The organism is Paenibacillus sp. FSL H8-0537, from assembly GCF_038051995.1.
Classification (GTDB): Bacteria; Bacillota; Bacilli; order Paenibacillales; family Paenibacillaceae; genus Pristimantibacillus.
The window spans coordinates 5,027,887-5,045,965 of sequence record NZ_CP150290.1; the positions used below are offsets into that span (position 1 = coordinate 5,027,887).

The 18,079-nt window shown below is 50.0% G+C and carries 13 protein-coding genes and 1 riboswitch; of the genes, 3 read left to right on the plus strand and 10 right to left on the minus strand.

Annotated elements, in window-relative coordinates:
• Nucleotides 1–95 precede the first annotated feature (95 nt).
• Nucleotides 96–599, plus strand: coding sequence for a hypothetical protein (locus MHB80_RS21190; protein WP_341278834.1), 504 nt, complete (start codon nucleotides 96–98; stop codon nucleotides 597–599).
• 2 nt (nucleotides 600–601) lie between these two features.
• Nucleotides 602–1,468 carry an SDR family oxidoreductase gene (locus MHB80_RS21195; RefSeq protein ID WP_341278835.1) on the plus strand — a complete coding sequence of 289 codons (867 nt, stop codon included), beginning with the start codon at nucleotides 602–604 and terminating at the stop codon, nucleotides 1,466–1,468.
• 139 nt (nucleotides 1,469–1,607) lie between these two features.
• On the opposite strand, the gene MHB80_RS21200 is transcribed toward MHB80_RS21195, so the two are convergent.
• From MHB80_RS21200 to MHB80_RS21235, 8 genes are all read right to left on the minus strand, one after another.
• Nucleotides 1,608–4,163: a glycoside hydrolase family 2 protein gene (locus tag MHB80_RS21200; protein WP_341278836.1), complete on the minus strand. Its 2,556-nt coding sequence runs from the start codon at nucleotides 4,161–4,163 to the stop codon at nucleotides 1,608–1,610.
• A 27-nt stretch (nucleotides 4,164–4,190) separates the two neighbouring features.
• The gene (locus tag MHB80_RS21205) at nucleotides 4,191–6,722 is read right to left on the minus strand and encodes a glycoside hydrolase family 2 protein (protein WP_341278837.1); all 2,532 of its coding nucleotides are present in this window, start codon (nucleotides 6,720–6,722) and stop codon (nucleotides 4,191–4,193) included.
• Nucleotides 6,723–6,878: 156 nt separating this feature from the next.
• Entirely contained in the window at nucleotides 6,879–8,210 is a 1,332-nt protein-coding gene (locus MHB80_RS21210) for a sugar ABC transporter substrate-binding protein (protein WP_341278838.1), read from the minus strand.
• Between the two features lie 65 nt (nucleotides 8,211–8,275).
• Nucleotides 8,276–9,109, minus strand: a complete 834-nt coding sequence (locus MHB80_RS21215; protein WP_341278839.1) for a carbohydrate ABC transporter permease — start codon at nucleotides 9,107–9,109, stop codon at nucleotides 8,276–8,278.
• Complete coding sequence (locus MHB80_RS21220) at nucleotides 9,106–10,023, minus strand: sugar ABC transporter permease (protein WP_341278840.1); 918 nt, start codon at nucleotides 10,021–10,023, stop codon at nucleotides 9,106–9,108. The genes MHB80_RS21215 and MHB80_RS21220 overlap by 4 nt, the downstream gene beginning before the upstream one ends.
• 292 nt (nucleotides 10,024–10,315) lie before the next feature.
• Nucleotides 10,316–11,368 (minus strand): substrate-binding domain-containing protein, encoded by a 1,053-nt coding sequence (locus tag MHB80_RS21225; RefSeq protein ID WP_341278841.1) that lies wholly within the window; start codon nucleotides 11,366–11,368, stop codon nucleotides 10,316–10,318.
• Nucleotides 11,369–11,490: 122 nt separating this feature from the next.
• The gene (locus MHB80_RS21230; protein ID WP_341278842.1) at nucleotides 11,491–13,002 is read right to left on the minus strand and encodes an alpha-glucosidase/alpha-galactosidase; all 1,512 of its coding nucleotides are present in this window, start codon (nucleotides 13,000–13,002) and stop codon (nucleotides 11,491–11,493) included.
• 142 nt (nucleotides 13,003–13,144) lie between these two features.
• Complete coding sequence (locus MHB80_RS21235) at nucleotides 13,145–14,023, minus strand: AraC family transcriptional regulator (protein ID WP_341278843.1); 879 nt, start codon at nucleotides 14,021–14,023, stop codon at nucleotides 13,145–13,147.
• 285 nt (nucleotides 14,024–14,308) lie between these two features.
• On the opposite strand from MHB80_RS21235, the gene MHB80_RS21240 reads away from it, so the two are divergent.
• Nucleotides 14,309–15,040, plus strand: coding sequence for a response regulator transcription factor (locus tag MHB80_RS21240; protein ID WP_341278844.1), 732 nt, complete (start codon nucleotides 14,309–14,311; stop codon nucleotides 15,038–15,040).
• A 28-nt stretch (nucleotides 15,041–15,068) separates the two neighbouring features.
• On the opposite strand, the gene MHB80_RS21245 is transcribed toward MHB80_RS21240, so the two are convergent.
• Nucleotides 15,069–15,200, minus strand: a complete 132-nt coding sequence (locus MHB80_RS21245; protein ID WP_341278845.1) for a hypothetical protein — start codon at nucleotides 15,198–15,200, stop codon at nucleotides 15,069–15,071.
• A gap of 48 nt (nucleotides 15,201–15,248) precedes the next feature.
• Nucleotides 15,249–17,537, minus strand: a complete 2,289-nt coding sequence (gene metE / locus MHB80_RS21250) for a 5-methyltetrahydropteroyltriglutamate--homocysteine S-methyltransferase (protein ID WP_341278846.1) — start codon at nucleotides 17,535–17,537, stop codon at nucleotides 15,249–15,251.
• A 270-nt stretch (nucleotides 17,538–17,807) separates the two neighbouring features.
• Nucleotides 17,808–18,001, minus strand: a riboswitch (cobalamin riboswitch).
• Between the last annotated feature and the right edge of the window lie 78 nt (nucleotides 18,002–18,079).

Consider the following 18,079-nt stretch of genomic DNA (forward strand, 5'->3'; position numbering starts at 1 on the left):
AAGCTAGCCTATTTTTATCCTTATATAGTTAGGACGCTAATTATATTTCACTGAAAGCAATCGTTGAACGATATCAAGGAAGAGGGAGCAGCTAAATGAACAAGATGAAATACCCGAATCAGACAGATGCTGTTTACGGCATCAAGACTACGAGTTCCAAGAAAAAGATTTTTATACTGTGGCGTGAAGTTGTCATGGCCTATGCTGCTCCTGCCAGCATGGCAGGTATCGGGGGATTGGTTACTGCCGATAGGGGTCTTCAAATAGGGGCATTGACCACAATCGGTGGTGCATCGGCCTTGATGGCCTTAATGATTGGCCTTTTGTTGCGCAGCCGAGTGGGCCGTATACGATGGGTCATCAATGCACCTCACTTGGTTGTGGTAGGGATGTTCGCATTGGCCGGGTCCTTGTTTGGCCTATACGCCGCATGGTTGACATCTGTTTTACTAGAATTTATGAATCCGAGCCATCACTTGGCCTGGGTCGGTCGTGTCTGGACCGATTTCCCATTATCTGGTTTCATAGCAAGCACGATAGTGACATGGCGGTGGCGTCTTGCCGCCACAACTCATTTTTCAACCAAAAGGAGAAGATAAAAATGATAGTTATTATGGGAGCAACAGGTACGATAGGAAGTGCGCTTTTGAAACGTTTAGTTGATCTTGGCGTACCCGCCAAGGCGCTGAGCAGAGAGCCAGAGAAGCTGCGTGATCAGATCGGAGAAAAAGGCCGATCGACTATCATGGTCGCATCGGCGGATGCTTCCGACCCCGAATCGCTGCGCCGCGCGTTTACAGGTGCTAGCCAGCTCTTCCTTGCCATGTCCAACAGTCCGAGACAAATCGAATTGGAAACTTCAATCATTCAGCTTGCCGCAGAATCTGGAATCAAACATATCGTAAAAATATCCAGCCCTGCCTTTGAGCACAGCTCGCCAGTGGCAGTGGCGGGCTGGCATCAAGAAATCGAGAAAACGCTGAGGGAATCGAGTCTCACCCACACCGTGCTGCGCCCTTATGCGTTCATGCAAAACTTGCTGCGCCTTGCACCAACGATCACAACCCAAAATGTTTTCTTCGGCTCCATGGGCGATTCACCGTGTAACTTCATTGACTGTCGCGATATCGCAGATGTTGCCGCAGAGGTTCTTACCAATCGCAAGATATCAGGCCAAATATATACGCTTACTGGTTCGGAAATTTTCAATTATCCCCAGATCGCGAGTCAACTATCTGCCCTGCTTAATCGGCCAATAAGCTACATCAACATGGAACCACAAGTACTGCTTCGCAATCTTATCGAGCATGGGAATATGCCTCCTTGGCTCGCGCACCATGTTGTGGAAATTCAAACCATGTCTACGGTGGTGCCAGAAATTCCAAATGATACTGTGCAGCGCTTGCTCGGCAGAGAGCCACGAACGCTAGAGGCCTTTCTGCATGAGTATGTTGAACATTTCCGGTAGAGGCGGAGTCCACCTATTATGAAATTTCCGCCTTACTCAGACTCATGAATTCGCAGAATTTCATCCAGTCGTTAAATCATTTTCGGTCTACAACTTTATTTTTCAGTTTTATTTTTCAGTCCAATACTTTATTTCCACCTTAAATAAAATCGGTCATCGAATGGACGGCAAGCTCGCCCGGTGATGCAGTAATGAAAGCCTGATCCCCTTGCGGATTTCGCGCGTAAAACGTGATCGTACGCGGTTCATTCGGCAGCAAATCGAAATAGTTGTCACTAAAAATGCCCTCGATGGACGCGGAAAGTCGAACCTGCTTCGCCAGCATATTCGTCTCCAGAACAAAGGCTGTGCCGCCGCTGCCTTCAACGTCGCTTACCTTAATGGCAGGAGCTATAAGTGCAAGCTCCTTCATCGGCCTGAAATAATGCTCCTTTTTCTCCACAAGCAGTCCACCCTGCCTAAGCTTGGCTGCCAGAACAACTGAGCCTGGCTCAATACCTTCTGGAAGCAGCGCCTTTAGCTCAAAGGAGCAGGCAATGTGGCCCTTATTCGGCTGAAGCGACACGGGAACAGCAAATCTCTTCAGCACCTCGCCGGCGAAGGAGCACAGCTCTAGCCCAAGCTCGCCGATGAAAGGGTCATTTTGATCTGACAATACATAGCAATCAACGCGGCCGCCACTAGTATCATCGAAGGATAACATTATGTCACGGAAGCTGCGTCCCGCATAATATTGTAGCGCCTTCCAGCGCCCATAATAGTCCATTCCCGCCCATGAGGCAACGGGCCAGCAATCGTTCATTTGCCAATATAACGTCCCCATGCAAAATGGCTTTTTCCGCCTATGAGCCTCAATCGCTGTCTTCATCGCTTCCGCCTGCAGCACTTGGCTCAAATACAGAAATGCCGAAAAATCCTTCGGCTGGCGCAAATACATATCCATATATTCCTTGATCAGCTGGTTGCCGCGCGCGTTTTTCTGATGCGCCAGCATAACCTCCGATTCAATTGCCATATCCGCTTCCTCCGCATACTGCTGCACCGTCTGCAGCTCAGGGAACGATTGAAAGCCGTATTCGCTCATAAAGCGGCCTACGTGGACGTTGTATTTTTCAAAGGGCTCTACGTTATGCCAGACGCCCCAGTAGTGAATATCGCCGCTCTTGGACAGGTTGAAAGCATGCTGCTCCCCGTCTCCCGTCAGCCCGCGCATCGGCGATGAAGGCCAATACGCAATACCATTGCCAAGCCCAGCGACCGTCTGCGGCAAAATCCGATGGAAAATCGCCTCATAATCGGCCCACAGCTGCTCCCGCTGCTCCGGCGTATAATCGCGCTTCCAGCCCCAGCCCATATTGTCATCATAATGCGACCAGGCTGTATCGATTTCGTTGTTGCCGCACCATAAGGCGATACAGGGGTGATTGCGCAGACGCCGAACGTTTTCCTCCGCTTCCAGACGCACATTTTCCAGAAAAGCCTCATCTCCGGGATACATGCTGCAAGCGAACATGAAATCCTGCCAGACGAGCAAGCCGTACTCATCACAAAGCTCATAAAACACATCCGCTTCATAAATGCCGCCACCCCATATACGGAGCATATTCATATTCGATAGCGCAGCACTCGCAATTTCATGACGGTAGCGCTCATACGTCACATCAGGCAGAAAGCTGTCATTTGGAATATGATTAGCGCCTTTGGCGAACACCGGAACGCCGTTTAGCTCGATATAAAAAGCATGGCCCTGCTCATCTTGATCGGTTACCAGCTTCACTGCCCGCAAACCCGTCGTTACACTTCGGCTGCTAACAGACTGCTCGACTCCATCCTTTGCTTGCACAAGCAGTGCTTTAAAATGATAGAGCTCCGGCTTGCCGAGGCCTCGGCACCACCAAAGCCGCGGCTCGGTAATAGACGCCGCCAGCTTCACCGTCTGCAATCCCGCGTCCAGCTTAACCTGCTGCTCCCAGCGCCTGCCGTCTGCCTCAACCCGCAGTACCCCTTGCCAAGTCTGCTCGCATTCGACCTCTGCGACAATCCTGAGACTCGCTTGAACAGACGTTATTTCCTGCTGCTCGATATATAGATCGGTCAGTCGTACATCCGACCAGGCAACGAGCTTAACTTCTTTCCAAATGCCGCTCGTCACAAAGCGCGGGCCCCAGTCCCAGCCATAATGATAAGGAGCCTTGCGGGCAAAAACACTAAGCTTCTTGTCGCCAAGCCCGCCAAGCTCTGATTGGTCATTCGTCGCTGGAAGCGAGTAGCCCAGCTTCTCAAGCTTTGGCAAATCCTCGTTAATAGGCGAACGAAATTTGACGGTTATCACATTGCCCTCCGGCTGTAAAACCGGCTTAACATTGATTTTCCAGCTGCGGAACATATTGTCCGCCGACAGCATATGCTTGCCATTTACGTACACATCAGCATACGTATCTAGTCCTGTAAAAACCAGCTCAAGCTGCGATTGTGCGAGCATTTCCGGCGTTACGCCGAACGTCGCCCTATACTCCCAATCCTGCTTGTCAATCCACTGCAGTCCATGCTCATTCGTCCCGTAAAACGGATGGCCTATTTTTTCCTGCCGCAGAAGATCCATATGCACGTTTCCCGGCACAGTCGCTGGCAGCCATTCCTTCTCCCCGCATGCTCTAAAGCTCCAATCAGATAAAGTTCTATTCGCTTCGTTCATCGCGACCTCCACAAACGTTATATTCGTTTAGTTAAAATGTATTTCAGCCTTGTCAGCGTTGAGAGCTGACACTTCCAGCGTCTCAGATCGCAGCGGCTGTCCGTCTGCTTGCTGCAAGGTGACCGTAACCGATTCACCGGGCAGCAGGTCAAAATAGTTATCGCTGAAGCGGATGTTGCCCTGCTTCACAGCGATTTTCACCAGGCGCGCCGCACCGCCCGAAGCAGCTATCGAAACCGTCTGCTCCTTCTCATTAAACGTCGCTGCAAGGATGCTGTCCGGCAAGCTGAGCTCTCGATGATCACGTAAATAATAATAATTGTCCGGCGCGTCCCACCGAGGAGCGGACAGCTTCACAATGACCTGCTCTGGCGCAGCATTGCCTAGCACTACTGCCTCTGCAAGCTCGCCAATTTGAATTGCCGTATTCGGCGGCAGATTGACGTCAAAGCTCTGCTCATACATCAAGGCGCCTTCCTGCGTATAACACTTGAACAGCACTTCGCCCTCATACGCTTCCAGCCGGTCATTAACTGCCCATACGCAGAGCGGCTGCCCTGGCTCATAATCGAGCGACAGCAGGAGTGGATGATAAAACTTTTTCGCATAATAAAAAGAAGCCTTCGGCAGCAGCTCATAGTCAATCAGCGACCAGCTGGTGCCTGGCCAGCTGTCATTATGCTGCCAGACGAGCGATCCGCTGGTGCGGTGCTTATTGCGCCTGTAATGCTCAATGCCATATTTTAAGCCCTCCGCCTGCGTGAGCATGGAGAAGTTCATATATTCTTCGATATTTTGCGGAATGCCTGTATAACCATCCATGAGCAAAATGCCCTTCTGATGGTTCGTATCCTTGTTGCGATGCGCCATCTCTACGCTGCCCCAATAAAATTCGCCTTCCGGGATATAGCGCTCCAGCGTATAGCGGTTCGCAGATGCGTGCATGCCGAACTCGCTGCTGAACAGAGTGAAATCTTTTTTATAATTTTTGAACGTAACGCCTTCAATGCTGTAATCAAGCAGCGGCGCCTCGCCGAATTTGCGCGGATACACCGAGCCATGCCATACTTGCCAATTGTGGCGGTCACCGACATCAGGATCGTTGGCATCATTGCCGCCATATGGCGACGACGGCCAATACGGCCTGCTGCTGTCATACTGCTCCAGCACTTCCGGCAGCAGCTCATGGTAGATGCTCTCGCCATAGAAGGGACAAGTAATATCCCCGCCAGCCGACTTCATGTCATACAGCCAGTCAATTTCGTTGTTGCCGCACCATAAAGCAAGCGACGGATGATTGCGCAGACGCTTCACATTATCGATCGCTTCCTGCTTCACATTTTCCATGAAATTACGGTTGAAATCTGGGAATAGTGCATTCGCAAAGGCAAAATCCTGCCAGACGAGTACACCAAGACGATCGCATTCCTCGTAAAAAACATCCTTCTCATAGATGCCGCCAGCCCAAATGCGCAGCATATTCATATTGGAATCGACAGCCAGCTCGATGAGATCGGTATAGCGCTTGTCCTTCACCGCTCCAATAAAGCTGTCAGCCGGAATCCAGTTGGAGCCTTTGGCGAACAGCTTGACGCCGTTCAGCAGGAAGGCAAAAGCGGGCTTTCCAGCCTCATCCTCCAGCTGCAGCTCAATTGTCCGGATGCCGCAGCGCTTGCGATAGCTGTCAACCTGCTCACCATCCGCAAACAGCTGCACCTCCAGCTCATACAAATACGGCTCGCCAAGATCATGCGACCACCATAGCTGCGGTTGCTTTACAGCCAGCTCCGCCGATGCTTCGTGCCCGCCTTTCAAGGAAATCGCTGCGGATGCCGCAACCTCTCCCTCTCTCGTAAACAGCTTGATTTCAGCAGTCAGCTGCGCCAGCTTGTGATAGGCAACCGTATCAACTGCTACTTTCAAAGCCGCTTCTTCCTTGCCAGCCGATAACGTTTGAACGAATACACTGCCGAGCTTAGCGGCACGTCTGCGCTCCAGACGAACGCTGCCCCAAATGCCGACGGTGACCATTCGTGGCCCCCAGTCCCAGCCGAAGTTCATCGCGGCCTTGCGCAGCCATGGACGTTCCTTTGTATAGGAGGACCACTGGAATGGCTCCTTATCCTGATGATGCAAATGCAGCGGGTCAAAACGGACAGCAATGGCATTTTTGCCTGGACGCACAACCCTCGTCACATCAAAAACATAAATGCGATGCATATTTTCCGCCGTACCCACTTCGAGTCCATTGACGAAGATCGTCGCAAATGTATCCAAGCCTTCAAAAATCAGCTCATGCCGCTCCCCTTGACCCTCATGAACCTCATAGTCGAACTGCGCTCGATACCACCACTCCTTCTGCTCGATCCAGCGACATTTGATGTCGTTATGCCCAAAATAGGGATGCTCAATAATGCGCCGATCAATCAGAGTGGAATGCACATCCCCGGGAACCTTCGCCGTCATCCAAAAACGGTCGTCAAGTCCAGGTGCCGCCACCTGAAGAGGAGGCTTCTCCCCTACTTCAAAATGCTGCAACCGCCAGTCTGTTATTTTCATATGGCTCTCCTCCTCCAATTTATCTCTATATGTGTGTTGAAAAAAATACGTGAAGCGCGAAAAGACCCGCCTCCAATCGCTTGCGATTTTTAGCTGGGCCTTCTTCGCGCTATGGCTTTTTCGCCGTGCTTTTTTTACATTTCCGGTTCGCTATCCTTATTTGTTCAGCTTCGCTTCTGCGTCTTTCCCTTTATCGAGCAGCGTTTGATAAGCCTCTTCCAATGTGGCTTGGCCAAACATAACCGCTTCCATCTCGGATTTGTAGGTTTTTACGAAATCCTCCGCACCCGCTGGAGCTGGATAGAAAGGCAATGCTTTCGGTTTTGCCGCTTCAAGCAGCTCTTTAGCAAACAAGTCGCCGGACGTAAGCGTCGGCTCGAGCTCTTTGAACACCTCTTCATTAATTGGAATACCGCGTGTCAGACCAAGCGTCTTGCCGGATTCTTTGTCAGCCACGAACCATTTAATGAACGCTTTCGCCTGCTCCTTGCTAGCCGAGCCTTCGCTCACAGACAGGAAAATCGTTGATTGCGCCCAGCCGCCGCCAGCTTCACCGATCGGAATGCTGCCTACTCCAAGCTTGCCAGGGAGCAAGGATTCAATCACACTTGCCGAGCCGACAGATGCGGTTCTCAGCATAACTTTGCCTGAAGCCATCGAATCGAGCTGCGGATCATTTTCCTTAAAGGATAGCTGCTGGTCTGCTGCAGGGACTATGCCATCTTTGCGGAAGTCCGCATAAATTTGCTGGAACTTCATCCAAGTGTCTTTATCGAGATTAAACGTTGTACCGTCTTTAAAGATCGGCCCTTTTCCTTGGGAGGTTTGGTAATATTGATAAAATTCCCAAATGTTCGTCATATCGTCAATGCCGTATTGGCCCTTCGGCAGCTTCTCATGCGCTTCTTTCGCATAAGCGAAGAAATCATCCCACGACCAGTTGCTCGCTGGAAGGCTAACTCCCGCCGCTTCCAGCACCTCTTTATTGTAGACGATGCCTTGTCCGTTATAGCTGAGAGGAACGCCGTACACCTTGCCGCCAATTTTAATATTTTCCAAAACCTGTGCATCTACGACTCCCGACAGATCAATATCGGACAGATCCGCCAGCAGGCCCCGTTTCGCATAGCCTTGAATGTAAGCTGCATCCATCTGCAGTACATCTGGCAGCGTACTCGATGCCGCGAGCGTCGGCAGCTTTTCCCAATAACCGTCCCACGCTGTATACTCAGGCGCAAACGTCACATTCGGGTTCTTCGAGGTGTACAGCTCCAAATCCTTAAGCGTGGCATCATGTCTTGCCTGCGAGCCCCACCACATCACCTTCAGCTTTGCCGCTGCATCGGCATTTCCAGTAGACGAAGCCGCTGGCGCAGTGCTTGCCGCAGTTGAATTGCCACCGCTGTTTGAGCCGCAGCCGGAAAGAACGAGGGGAACCGAAATCAGAGTAACGGGCAACCATTTCAGCCATTTTCTTTGTGTTTTCATACGTAGAACACTCCCTTTTTTATATAAATGTTGGTGAAGCCGGTTGTTGAAAAACGTTTGATGCCTTACCCTTTGATCCCCGTTGTCGCAATGCCTTCTACGAAATGCTTCTGGGCGACGAAGAACAATATCGCCGACGGAACGACAGACAATAGTGACATCGCAAGCAATTGTCCCCATTGGACTTCGAATTGGTCAATGAACATCCGCAATGCCAGGCCAACCGTAAATTTCTCGACTGAGCTGAGGTAAAGCAGCTGCGAGAAGAAGTCATCCCAGCTCCATAGGAAGGTGAAAATCCCTACCGTGACAAGCGCTGGCTTAATGAGCGGTGCGATGATGCGGAAGAAGATGCCATATACCGATGCCCCATCAATTTGCGCCGCTTCATCAAGCTCGCGTGGAATGCCCCGCACGAACTGGACGACCAGGAAGACGAAGAAGGCGCCGCCGCCGAAAAAATGCGGGAGGATAAGCGGAACATAGCTGTCAGTGAACCCTAGCTTGTTGAACAATATATATTGCGGCACGACGGTTACTTGAGCTGGCAGCATCATCGTGAGCAGCAAGATTGAAAACCAGAAATTGCGAAGCTTGAAGTTCAGACGGCCAAAGCCATAGCCAACAAGCGCAGCTGTGGCGACGCCGCCTATAACGTTCCAAAATTCCATCATCAAGGTGTTGGCGAAGAAAGTGGCAAAGGTGAACTGTGGCGAGAAGTTCCAGCCATTCGAATAGTTCTCCCACATGAAGACGGTCGGCCATAGCGATGGCTCTCCAAGCTCAGCCGTGCTTTTGAACGATGCCCCAACCCACCAAATAACCGGATAAAGCATCAGCAGCGAGAATGGGAGCAAAATCAAATGGGTGCGGAGTCCAGCTAGCTTTTCTGATCTCATTTGGCTTTCCCCCCATCCGATTCGTAAAATACCCAATATTTCGATACTAGGAAATTAATGGCCGTAAAGGCCGCGATAATGACGAGCAATATCCAGGCAAGCGCCGATGCATAACCCATCTCATACTGCTTGAATGCCTTCTCGTAGAGGAACAGCACGTACATATAGGTTCCGTTCGCTGGTCCGCCCTGTGTAATGATGAAAGCCGAGGTAAACATTTGGAAGGCGTTGATAATGCCCAGCACGAGGTTAAAGAACATAACGGGCGAGAGCATCGGAATCGTAATTTTGAAAAACTGGCGAAGCTTGCTCGCTCCATCGACGGAAGCCGATTCATATAGGTCTTTCGGAATTTGCTTAAGGCCGGCCAGAAAAATAACCATCGTTGATCCAAATTGCCAAGCGTTCAGCAAGATCAATGTGCCTAGTGCCGTATCCGGATTGGATATCCAGCCAATTCCTTCAATGCCGAACCAGCTAAGCACGTGATTGACGTAGCCATCTAGGCCGAACATATTTCTCCACAACGCGGATACCGCGATGCTGCCGCCGATTAGCGATGGAAAATAAATCGCCGTCCGGTACCAGTTGAGGCCTCTTACCTTCTTGTTAAGTAAAAGCGCAACCATTAGCGAGAAAAACAGTTTAATCGGAACAGCAAGCAACACGAAGGTGAAGGTGACCGTTAGCGATTTTACAAACAGCCGATCTTTCGTAAAGATGCTCTCGTAATTATCCGTCCCGGTCCACGTTGGTGAATCCAGCAGCGAATAATCGGTGAAAGACAAGTAGAACGATTGTAAAATCGGCCACAGCGTCAGCAGCAGAAAACCGATTAGCCAAGGAGAGATAAATACGTAGCCGGCAATATCATGACCCGTAATTTTCCAGCGGCTTTGTTTTTTATTAAGCATGGCAAGACCTCTTTTCAGCGCGGGATAAATGGTCGAACTTGTTGAACCCTGATAACGTAAACCAATAGTAGTATGAAAGCGTAAACATTGTCAACCTAAATTTTTGAAATTGTTATGTTTACAATAAATAATAAAAGTTTACTTAAAGCGTTTACAACAATAACAATCGACAAAAATCTACTTTTTCCACAAAAAAAGACGGTTTAACGAGGAGCATTCCCCGCTAACCGTCTCGTTCACGCCATTTTCTAATTGCTGCACTCCATCTCGAAACCTAACAAATAAACCTTTACTAATTTACAGGATCGCCTACACTCTCCCGAATAATTAAATCGCTTTGCAGCAAAATCTTCGCATAGGGCATATGCCCGTTTTCCAGCCGCCATTGCAGCAATTCAACGGCCTTTATGCCTAGCGCCTCTTTCTCTGCATTTACCGTCGTAATCATTGGCGTTTCGCCTAATATTTCAAGATTGTTATCAAAGCCCGTTAAGGAGCATTGCTCGGGAACCTGCTTGCCCAGCCGCTGTAAGGCGTTCATTGCGAGCAAGGCAATTTGGTCATTCGCACATACGAATGCAGTTGGAAAACGGCTTGCTTCAAGCTCTTTCAGACTGGACTGCAGCAAATTCAAATTAAACTCGTCCAGCGTCGGTTTTACTTTAAGCAGACCCTCGCTAGGCGTGTAATCAAGCCGGCTCTCATCCATAACCGAGCGGAAGCCGCTCCAGCGGTCAATAAAGCTGCGGGAATAGCCAAGCTGCCCAATAAATTGAATCTGGGTATGGCCTTTGCCAATCAAAAACTTGACCAGCTTGCGAATGATATCATAGTTGTTCATAAAGATGCTGTCGCATTCCAGCAGCTCGTCTTCATGGTCAACTAAAATAAACGGAATCGCCTTGTTACGCAGCTCAACCAGCATCGGTGTAGCGATCAAGCCAACACCAATAATACCCATTAAGCCTTCTGGCTTCATGACGAGGTTGAAATTTCGCGGCGAATCATCCGATATGAGGACGGAGCCCAGCCCCTTTGCCTCCAAGCTTTTGGAAATGCCGTCAAGCACTTTGCCCCAATAGCCCGATTCCTTGTTTTGGCTCCGAATATTCGGAATGAGAATGCCGACGATTTGGTGCTCTTCCTCCTCATTCTGCTTGCTGCTTGGCATTTTTTTGGCGCTTTTCTGATTCATGTAGCCAAGCTGCGAGGCCATCTCAAATATTTTGCTGCGCGTAACGGCGCTAATGCCCGATTTTCCCGATAAAGCTTTGGATACCGCATATTTGGATACGCCTACCCGATCCGCTATTTCCTGCATCGTAATCTTTTTTTGCTTCCTCACGGCCAATCACTCCAAGTCTCAAGCACTGTAGTCAACTACTATTTTGTAAACCAAATAATTTATTGATTATCATAACAAATACACTCCTCCCTGTACACAAGGTAATGTTTTGGAATATTTTACTATTCAGCGGTTGCGGCGGCAGGGCGATCGATCGCCTTATCCGACTCGCCTGCATTGCGGCTTGCTTCCTCGCGGTTGCTCTGCATTTCTTCAACCGATTTTGTTTTCAGACGCGCTGCTCCTTCATAGGTGCGCACCGGAATGGCAAGGCCCTTTTCCAAACGTTTTTTTGCGGCAGCAATGGCCTCTCCGTATTGCGGAAGCCATTGCTCCTGGGCAACAAGCATTTCATCGACCATTTGCCAAATTTCATTTGGATTGCACACCGCTCCAACCAGAGGGTCCATCATCATCGCTTGGCGCAGCAGCTTGTCATCGCCCTGAATCGCTGCTTCTACAGCCAGACGCTGAACAGAAATGCTGACATTACACACAGCCGCGCAGCCTAGCGGCAAATCGCCAACATGCGGCATGCTGATGCCGTTGCGATCCGCGTAGCCCGGCGCTTCAATAATGGCATCATCCGGCAAATTGGAGATCACGCCATTGTTGACGACGTTGAAGTGGCCGCGGTACACCCGTCCCGTCTCCAGCCCCTCGATAATATACGAGCCATGCTCCTGCCCGCGATGCTCCTTGGTGTATGCCTTAGGTTCTTCCTTCATCCAGTTCGGGAAATCGGTCTCGAACCAGTTGCGCCCTTCTGTACATACGCGCAAGTAGCCGCCCGTTTCACCGTTAATCCACGTTCCAAGATCGATCCAGTCGCGAATTTCCTCCGGCCGCTTGCGGTACCAAGGCACATATTCGCTCAAATGACCGTTGGATTCCGTGCTGTAATAGCCGAAGCGGCGCATCATATCGATGCGTACCTTCTCTGTCTTGCTGAATTCCGGATGCTGTTCAAATGCCTCCAGCAGCTTGCCCGTCATATCCTCGCCATTATGTTTAATTTGCACATACCACGTTTGATGATTGATTCCCGCACAAATAATGTCTACCTCTTCACGCAGAAGGCCAAATACTTCGGAAATTTGCGCATGTCCGCCCTGAACACCATGACATAAGCCAATCGTCCGTACACCGCCATATTTATTGCATGCCCATGTAAGCATCGCCATGGGGTTCGCATAATTCATCAGCAGGCAGTTCGGCTCCGCCACCTCGCGGATATCCTTGCAAATATTCATCATTTCGGCGATGCCCCGCTGCCCATACATAATGCCGCCTGCACAAATAGTATCTCCCACACATTGGTCTATGCCGTATTTGAGCGGGATGTCTACATCGGTCTGAAAAGCTTCCAAACCACCGACGCGAATCGTTACAAAAATGTAACGTGCATCCTTCAGCGCTTCCCGGCGATCGGTCGTAGGCTCAATTTCAATTACTAGGCCGTTCTCATTAATATCCCTTTGGCATAGCTGGGTAACCATGTCGAGATTTTGCGGATTAATATCCTGAAAAGCGACCTTGATGTTATTAAACTCTGGAACGGTCAGCAAATCACGCAGCAATCCCCTAGTAAAACCAATACTTCCTGCTCCAATAAACGCAACTTTAAATGACATTGATTTACGCCTCCAATGGCTCGCAATATAATGGTGAACAATACGCTAATTGTAGCACCGGCAGTGTGGAGGCGTTTGCACAATTGTAACTTCTATTTTGCTTCTTTGTATAAAATTCTAACTTTATAAGTTGAACGATTGACTAGCGCTCCACTTCCTTGCGCACCGCGCGGCGATAGGCCAGCGGCGTTTCATTCGTATATTTTTTGAAAAGGGTACTGAAATATTGGCTGCTGTTCACGCCGACATAATGGCAAATATCACTGACCGGAATATCGGTCTGCTCCAGCAGCATTCGCCCCTTCTCCATCCGAAAGCGCATGACGTAGTCCATAACCGAGCAGCCCGTTCCCGCTTTAAATATGCGGTGGAAATACCCCGGATGCAGCCTTACCGCCGCCGCAATATCCTTGACCTGAATGTCGCGGTCATAATTTTGCTGAATAAAAGCGAGGCTCTCGCCCACATAAAACTCCGATGCATCATGTGACTGGCTGGAGGCCTCCTGCGCAAGCCTGCCAATTTGAACAAGCAGCTGCGTCAGTTGAAGTGCAGTGAGAAGCTGCTCCGCGCGCCGCTTGCCGTCCAGCTCCAGCACGAGCGCCTTCAGCATTTGATACACATCGCTCGGATCGTAAAGCAGCAAATAATCGTGCTGCACGGCGAACAGCGCCGCAAGCGCACGATCTGTCTCCGCCAGCCGTTTAAGGGAAGGAAGTCCCACACCGGTATGGCTAAAAATAAATTCAACATTGAGCATCCGGCATGCGGTGCCCTCCGCAACATGAAGACGGTGAGCGACCATTGAGTCGATGACGATGAAATGCCCTTTTTCCATTGGGATGGATTTATTCGGCAGCTCTACCGTGCAATCGCCTGATATGACATACATAATTTCAACAGCGCTATGCTGATGGTAAGCCATTTCGAAGCCATTCCATTCCTTAAAATAATAGGCTACCACTCGCGGATACTGCTCGGCCTGCATTAACTGCCCCTGAAAAATACCCCTTCTTTCCACTTCATCGTCCCTCCTCTAAACCTAGCTCTCTCCTTCATCCAAAGCCTGCATTTCACCATTATACTCTGCTCCCCGTCTGCTCGAAAGAGAACAGCCTGACGACGATTGGGAGCAGCAGCTGTACTTATCCGCACTCATAGGCAATTGTGTCTTTTTCGCGACTACCCTTCGGCTAATGTGGCAAGAAACGGAGGTTTTTTAGTTGACAAAAATGGGGACCGCATGTAATGATAATGATAATTGTTATCAATAATGAATTTAATCATAAAGATGAGGTGTTGAGCGATGGCATTTCAGCAACCATATAGCATTCTGATTGTTGATGATGAGGAGCATATCCGCAAGCTGCTCAAGTTATTTTTGAAAAAAGAAGGCTGGATCGTCGAAGAAGCCTCGGACGGCATCAACGGCTTGTTCAAGGCGATGCAATACAATTATTCAATGATTTTGCTGGACCGTAATTTGCCGGGGATGGACGGGCTTGAATTTTGCCGCGAGCTCAAGAAGAAAAAATCGACACCCGTCATTATGCTTTCCGCCTGTGGCGAAGAGGATGACCGGCTCGACGGCTTCCAAGCGGGCTCCGACGATTATGTCGTTAAGCCATTCAGCCCGCGCGAGCTGATGTACCGCATTAAAGCGATCATTCGCCGCACCTCGGAGTTTGCTTATCGCGCCTTGCAGCGCAAGCAGACACCTGATCTTATGCTGCCAGGACTCGTGTTCGATTATGATTCGAGGCAAGTGATTGCCGGAAGCAGCAAGGTAAAGCTGACGTTCCGCGAATATGAGCTGCTCAGGTTTATGGCAGCCAACATCAATCAGCCCATTTCCCGTGAGGATTTAATGCGGCGAATTTGGGGCTATCAATCGCTAGGCGATTACCGGACGATTGATACCCATGTGAAGCGGATCAGAGAGAAGCTGAACCGCGTCCACCCCGAATCTGCCTCCTTGATTCAGACGGTATGGGGCATTGGCTATTGCCTGATGAATCCCGCGGCAGAGACCATTTAGGCGGGCGGCTGTAGCAGGCTGAATTGCATTACCTGTCTATATTGGCCTGTTTTCCTGCCTGCCGTGTCCCCACTCCCTCGGCTTTGACCATCCCCGCTTCAAATAAAGCAAAAGCTCCGCATGCGCCAATCAGCGCAAGCGGAGCTTTTTTAATATCCATAACTTCTTAATAACGATACGAATCGTCCTGATCATTACAATTACTTCATTACTTAGCCAGCTGCTCCCGTACTTGCTCAGTCGCTTGAATCATATTGCGCAGCGATGCAACTGTCTCATCTACACCACGCGTTTTAAGTCCGCAGTCCGGGTTAATCCAGAACAATTCTGGCTCAAGCACGTTCAGGGCGCGTTTGATCATCGATGTCATTTCCTCTACTTCCGGCACGCGAGGGCTATGAATATCGTATACGCCAAGGCCAATACCCAGCTCATATGTGTGCTCCTCGAAGCTGTGAATCAGCTCGCCGTGGCTGCGGGATGTTTCAATGGAGATAACGTCGGCATCGAGCGCGCGAATGGAATCAATAATGTCATGGAACTCGCAATAGCACATATGCGTGTGAATTTGCGTCGTATCCTTAACATCAGAAGTGGACAAGCGGAAGGAAAGCACCGCCCAGTTCAAATACTGCTCCCAATCTTCACGTTTAAGCGGCAAGCCTTCGCGAAGGGCAGGCTCATCCACCTGAATCATTTCAATGCCTGCTTCCTCCAGCGCCTTCACTTCTTCTGCCAAGGCAAGCGCGATTTGGTAAGCAACCTGCTCGCGAGTCAAATCGCTGCGGACAAACGACCAGTTCAAAATCGTAATCGGACCCGTCAGCATGCCTTTTACCGGCTTAGAAGTCAGCGACTGTGCATAAACGGTTTCTTCGACAGTCATCGGCTTGCTGAACTGCACATCGCCGTAAATGACTGGTGGTTTTACACAGCGCGAGCCATAGGATTGCACCCAGCCATTTTTCGTGAAAGCAAAGCCTTCCAGCTTCTCTCCGAAAAACTCAACCATATCCGTACGCTCAAACTCCCCATGAACGAGCACATCAAGGCCGATCTCTTCCTGCAGCTTGATCCAATGCTGAATCTGCTCCTTAATGAATACGCGGTACTGCTCCTCACCCAAATCACCACGACGCCATTGCTGCCTTGCTTGGCGTACTTCCGCCGTTTGCGGGAAGCTGCCGATTGTCGTTGTCGGCAGGAATGGCAGCTGCCAGCGTTCCTTCTGGCTCACTTGGCGCTCTGCAAATACCGCTTTGCGCTCCGACGGCTGTGCATCGATGCTCGCTACAGCGGCATGAACGCTTGCACGGCCACGGGATGGCGATGCGGCAAGTGCAGCTAAAGCGGCTGCATTGCGATCAAATGCCTCTTTTACCGCTGCATCTCCTTCATTCAGCGCAGTTGCAAGAACGGAAATTTCCTCCAGCTTCTCATTGGCATACGCCAGTGCGCCTGCAAGCTCTGCTGGCAGTGCCGTTTCGAGAGCGGCCGATACAGGTACATGCAGCAGGCTGCAAGAGGAGCTTACAATTAGGCGGTCGTTTGGCACGACTTTAGCAATACGGGAAAGCAGCGCTTTGCGCTCCTGAAGATCTGCCCGCCAAATGTTACGGCCGTCAATAATACCTGCGCCCAGCACCTTGCCTTGCGGGAAGCCGATTGACTCCAGCTGCTGCAGATTCTTTTCAGCGCCAGCTGTGAAATCCAAACCTAAGCCCTGTACAGGCAAAGCCGCGATTGCAGCATAATGCTGAACCGATTCGAAATACGTTTGCAGCAGCAAATTGAGCTTAGGTGCCGCTTCATGAAGCTGTGCATAAATGCTTTGCACAAGCGCCAAATCTGCATCAGACACATCTGTTACGAGCGAAGGCTCGTCAATTTGTACCCATTGTACGCCTTCTTGCTCCAGCTCGCGCAGCACCTGTGCATACAGCGGCACATACTGGGCAGCAACCGTAGCAAGCTCAGAAGCGGCATAGCCTTTAGAAAGCTTGAGAAATGTATAAGGTCCAACAATGACTGGTTTGCCCTCGATGCCCAGCTTTTCCTTTGCCTCGCGGTAAGCGATCAATGGACGGTTCTCGGTCAGAGCCGGCGTAATGCCTTTCAGCTCAGGAACAATGTAGTGATAGTTCGTATTGAACCATTTCGTCATCTCGGATGCCGAAGCCGTTTTATTGCCTCTCGCCATGGCATAATAGGTCGTTACCGATACAGGGCCGTCTGTGTAGCCAAAGCGCTCAGGCACGACGCCAAACATAGCAGCTGTATCAAGGATATGGTCATAATACGAAAAATCATTTACCGGAATGAGATCAATTCCGGCCTGTTTTTGCAATTGCAGATGGTTTAGACGAATCGTCTCCAGCTGTTTCAAGAAATCCGCTTCCTCAAGCTTGCCGCTCCAGAACGCCTCCAGCGCTTTTTTCCATTCTCTGTTTTCACCGATACGCGGATATCCCAAACTGCTGCTTTTTACTTGACTCATTGTTATTGCCTCCTGTTTTTCATTATTCACCCTAGTGGATGGAAGTTATAATTCTTTGTTATTTCATCAACAAACTCAGATATATGCTTATGGCATTGCGAGCGAATTTCTTCGCGGCGGCCTTTCCCTATACATCCGATTTGCTGCCAGCCAGAAACGATTAAATACAAAAAGGGACGTCCTACCCTGTACAGAAATGTGGGTAAAGACGCCCCTCGTTTCAACAAACGATGGCTGCCATCTTTAACACCTCCCTATCTCCCGTAGGTAATGCAGTGTATAGAATAAGGCAGGTCTCCTGGCTCCAGCATCATCATCGCTGCGCTCGCCTTCCCGGCATCATGCCAGTGGCTTTATTGCGCAGAACTCCGCTGTTACAGTGGCGGGACCGCGCCGGTGTTGCACCGGACTTCCCTTTTAAGCTCAAGACGTGACGCAAGAGCACCTTATTCCTCGCTATTTAGTTGGTCAATCTTTATTTATACTTTTCATTCTGAGAAATATAGAGAGAGGATGTAAAAATCATGTCCTTTCCTACTATT